2 protein-coding genes and 1 pseudogene are annotated in these 3,874 nt (G+C 64.8%); all 3 read right to left on the reverse strand.

What is annotated here, in order from left to right; translation table 11 throughout:
• Positions 1-345: pseudogene (locus JHD07_RS34835) on the reverse strand (4-(cytidine 5'-diphospho)-2-C-methyl-D-erythritol kinase); the annotation flags it as partial.
• Between the two features lie 27 nt (positions 346-372).
• The gene (locus JHD07_RS34840; RefSeq protein WP_291630425.1) at positions 373-2,172 is read right to left on the reverse strand and encodes a tetratricopeptide repeat protein; all 1,800 of its coding nucleotides are present in this window, start codon (positions 2,170-2,172) and stop codon (positions 373-375) included.
• A gap of 288 nt (positions 2,173-2,460) precedes the next feature.
• A partial coding sequence (locus JHD07_RS34845; RefSeq protein ID WP_291630427.1) for an electron transfer flavoprotein-ubiquinone oxidoreductase occupies positions 2,461-3,874 on the reverse strand: 1,414 nt, incomplete at its 5' end.

Here is a 3,874-nt window from a genome sequence, read left to right on the forward strand (position 1 = left end):
CAACAGCCGCAATGAAGCGGCGGCATCGGCCGAACCACCACCGATGCCGGCGGCGACCGGAAGCACCTTGTCGAGCGCGAAGGCGCCCAGCTTCAGGCCCGGCACCGCCTCGGCCAGAAGCGCGGCGGCCTTGAGCACGAGATTGTCGGCGGTATCGCCGCAAGCCGCGGCCAGCGGCCCGGTGGTGGTGAGCTTCAGCTCCCCGCCCGGCTCCAGCGTGAGCCGGTCGGCACAGTCGGCGAACGCAACCACGCTTTCGAGATCATGATAGCCGTCGGCGCGACGGCCCACGACGCGAAGGCTGAGATTGACCTTCGCGCGCCCTTCTTCAGTCAACGCCGGCATCGGCGACAGCCCCCACTCTTCCTCAGCTCAACCGCCCTTGCCGTCGTCCTTCTTCTTTTCCGCCTGCGCGGCCGAAGAGTTCGAATTGTCATCAGGCAGACCGTTGGCGATCTTGGCCTCGATCTTCGGCAGCTCTTCCGGCTCCGGCTTGAGATCGCGGGCATGCGCCCACTGGAATTTGGCCTCCAGGGTGCGGCCGACGCGCCAATAGGCGTCGCCGAGATGGTCGTTGATGGTAGGGTCCTCCGGCTTGAGATCGATCGCGCGCTCGAGGTTCTTCACCGCCTCCTCGTAATTGCCGATGCGGTAATAGGCCCAGCCGAGGGAATCGACGATGTAGCCGTCGTCGGGACGCTGCTCGACGGCGCGCTTGATCATCTTCATGCCTTCGTCGAGGTTGATGCCCTGGTCGACCCAGGAATAACCGAGATAGTTGAGGACGTGGGGCTGGTCGGGCTGCAGCTCGAGCGCCTTCTTCATGTCGGCCTCGGCCTTGGCCCACTGCTTGGAGCGCTCCGCGCAGATGCCGCGATAATAGTACCAGACGCTGTTGGCCTTGTCGTTGCCCGGCGGCAGCACGTCGATGCCTTGCGAATAGGTCGCGCCGCAGTCGCCGAACCGCTTGCGCCCGCGCTCGATGTTGCCGAGCGCCATGATGGCTTCGAGGTCCTTGGGATCCTCCGCGGTGACACCCTTGAGGATCTTGATCGCCTCCTCGGTGCGGTCGGCGGAATCGAGGTCGATGGCAAGCTGGATCTGCGCATTGCGCTTGAGCGGCGACGTCGCCGGCACACGCTCATAAACCTTGATCGCCATCTTCGGCCGCTTCACGGATTCGTAGAGATCGGCGAGCGAGAGCAGCGCCAGCGGGTGGGTCGGCTGCAGGTAGAGCGAGAGCTGGAGATAGACCAGCGCCAGATCCTCGCCGCCGCGGCGGGTCAGGGTGGCGCCGATGCCGTACAGTGCTTCGGCGGCGCCGGCCTGTGCGGAATCGACCAGCGGCGGCATCTTCTTGCCGGCCTTGGTTTCGCGCAGGCCTTCCTGGATCAGCGGATGGCGCGCGAGCTTCTTGTCGAAGGCCTGGTAGACGGTGGTCGCGGCGGCGGACTCCTTGTTGCGCGACAGCCAACGCGCATAGGCCTCCGTCACGCGCAGCATGGAATCGTCGAGTTTATAGGCCCGCTCGAACCGGGTACCGGCATCCTTCTCCTTGCCGGAAAGTTCGAGGATCATGCCGGTATGCAGATCCTTGAACAACGGATACCACTCCGGCCCCGCCAGCTTGTCGATGGTGGCGACACCGCCCTTGGCGTCGCCGGCACCATAGGCGGCCCAACCCGACAGCAGCGTCGCGACGAGATCCGTGATCGGACCGCGGATCGACTGGTTGATGTTGGTCTGCGCCGCAGCGTACTTCTTCAGCTTGAGATCGTGCACGCCGACCACGAGGCGCGCGACGCGATTGGTCTTGTCTATTGTGAGGATGCGCTCGGCGAGCTTGACCGCCTCCTCGATGTCGCCGTCGGAGACCGACGAGATGAAGGCACGGTCGAGCAACTCGTTGTTCTTCGGATCGGTGCGCAGGGCCGAACGGTAGAATGCAGCGGCCGCGGCCGCGTCGCGCTCGACACTGGCGTGGCGGGCGGCAAGATAGCTGCCGGCACCGGTGAGCGACTTCAGATCGTTCCGGGTCGGAAACGGCGCCGCCGTGTTCTCCGGGTGATCCGGCGTCTGCGCCAGGACCGCGCCGGGGACCGCCACGAGCGCGGTGCCCATGAGGACGATGGCGGCGGCGGCAGTCCAGCGGTTGAAACGATTTGAAAACATCAGGGCTCGCCTTGAGTTGGTAGTGCCTGGTTTGCAGCAGAGGGCCGTGTCGCAGGCGAACGCGGCCGGTGGCATCGGGACCCGGAACCGTCAGGCCGACAATGCCGCTTTTGGCGCTTCGCCGCAAGGATTCGGACCCGGCGATCCCCGCCGCACCGGCCAAATCGGCAAGTGAATCCGCCGACAGCGCCCCAAGACGCCGTCACTATGGCCTTATCGTGGCCGCGGCCGGTGGCCGCAGCCGGGTCCTCACGCGAACGTGCGGCAAATCCCTGGCGTGACCCGCCGTTACATCGCCTCGTAGTTCGGGCCGCCGCCGCCCTCGGGCGGAACCCAGGTGATGTTGCCGTTGGGATCCTTCACATCGCAGGTCTTGCAGTGGACGCAGTTCTGGGCGTTGATCTGGAAGCGCGGACCTGACCCCTCCTCGATCCACTCATAGACGCCGGCCGGGCAATAGCGGTTCGAGGGACCGGCATAGACGTCGTGCTCGGAGGTCTTCTGCAGGTTCATGTCCGTGACCTTCAGATGGACCGGCTGGTCCTCCTCATGATTGGTGTTGGACAGGAACACCGAGGAGAGCTTGTCGAAAGAGAGCTTGCCGTCGGGCTTGGGGTAGTTCTTGGGCGTGTGCTGCTTGGCCGGATCGAGCGTGGCGCGGTCATGCTTGAGATGGGACTGGGTGCCGAAAAGCGAGCCGCCGAACAGCGTGTTGCACCACATGTCGAAGCCGCCCAGCGCAACTCCGAGCACGGTGCCGAACTTCGACCACAGTGGCTTGACGTTGCGCACCAGGAACAGGTCCTTGCCGACCGACGAGGACCGCCAGGCGTTCTCGTATTCGACGAGCTCGTCATTGGCGCGCTCGGCGGCAAGCGCGGCTGCGACATGCTCGGCCGCGAGCATGCCGGTGCCCATGGCATTGTGCACGCCCTTGATGCGCGGCACGTTGACGAAGCCGGCCGCGCAGCCGATCAGCGCGCCGCCCGGGAAGCTGAGCTTCGGCACCGACTGATAACCGCCCTCGGTGATGGCGCGCGCGCCGTAGGCCAGCCGCTTGGCACCTTCGAAAGTGCCACGGATCGAGGGATGGGTCTTGAAGCGCTGGAACTCGTCGAATGGCGACAGATACGGATCGTCGTAGTTGAGATGCACGACGAAGCCGACGGCCACGAGATTGTCGTCGTAATGATAGAGGAACGAGCCGCCACCGGTCTTCATGTCGAGCGGCCAGCCGAAGGAATGCTGGATCAATCCCTTCTGGTGCTTGGCGGGGTCGATTTGCCAGACTTCCTTGAGGCCGATGCCGAATTTCGGCGGCTCGCTCTTGGCGTCGAGCGCAAACTTGTTGATGAGCAGTTTGGTCAGGCTGCCGCGGGCGCCTTCGGCGAACAGCGTGTACTTGCCGAGCAATTCCATGCCGCGGGTGAAGGAATCCTTCGGCTTGCCGTCGCGGCCAACGCCCATGTCGCCGGTGGCGATGCCCTTGACCTTGCCGTCCTCGTCATACAGCACTTCGGCGGCGGCAAAGCCCGGATAGATCTCGACCCCGAGTGCCTCGGCCCTGCGCGCCAGCCAGCGGCAGACATTGCCGAGCGAGCCGATGTAGCAGTGATGATTGTTCATCAGCGGCGGCATCATGAAGTTCGGCATCTTGATCGAGCCGGCTCCCGTCATCCAGAAGAAGCGGTCGTACTTCACC

The sequence above is a fragment of the Bradyrhizobium sp. genome, assembly GCF_016462955.1.
GTDB lineage: Bacteria > Pseudomonadota > Alphaproteobacteria > Rhizobiales > Xanthobacteraceae > Bradyrhizobium.

What these genes read in the sequence shown, in the direction of transcription:
- JHD07_RS34840 (WP_291630425.1), bottom strand. Translation starts at nt 2,172, where the DNA reads ATGTTTTCAAATCGTTTCAACCGCTGGACTGCCGCCGCCGCCATCGTC.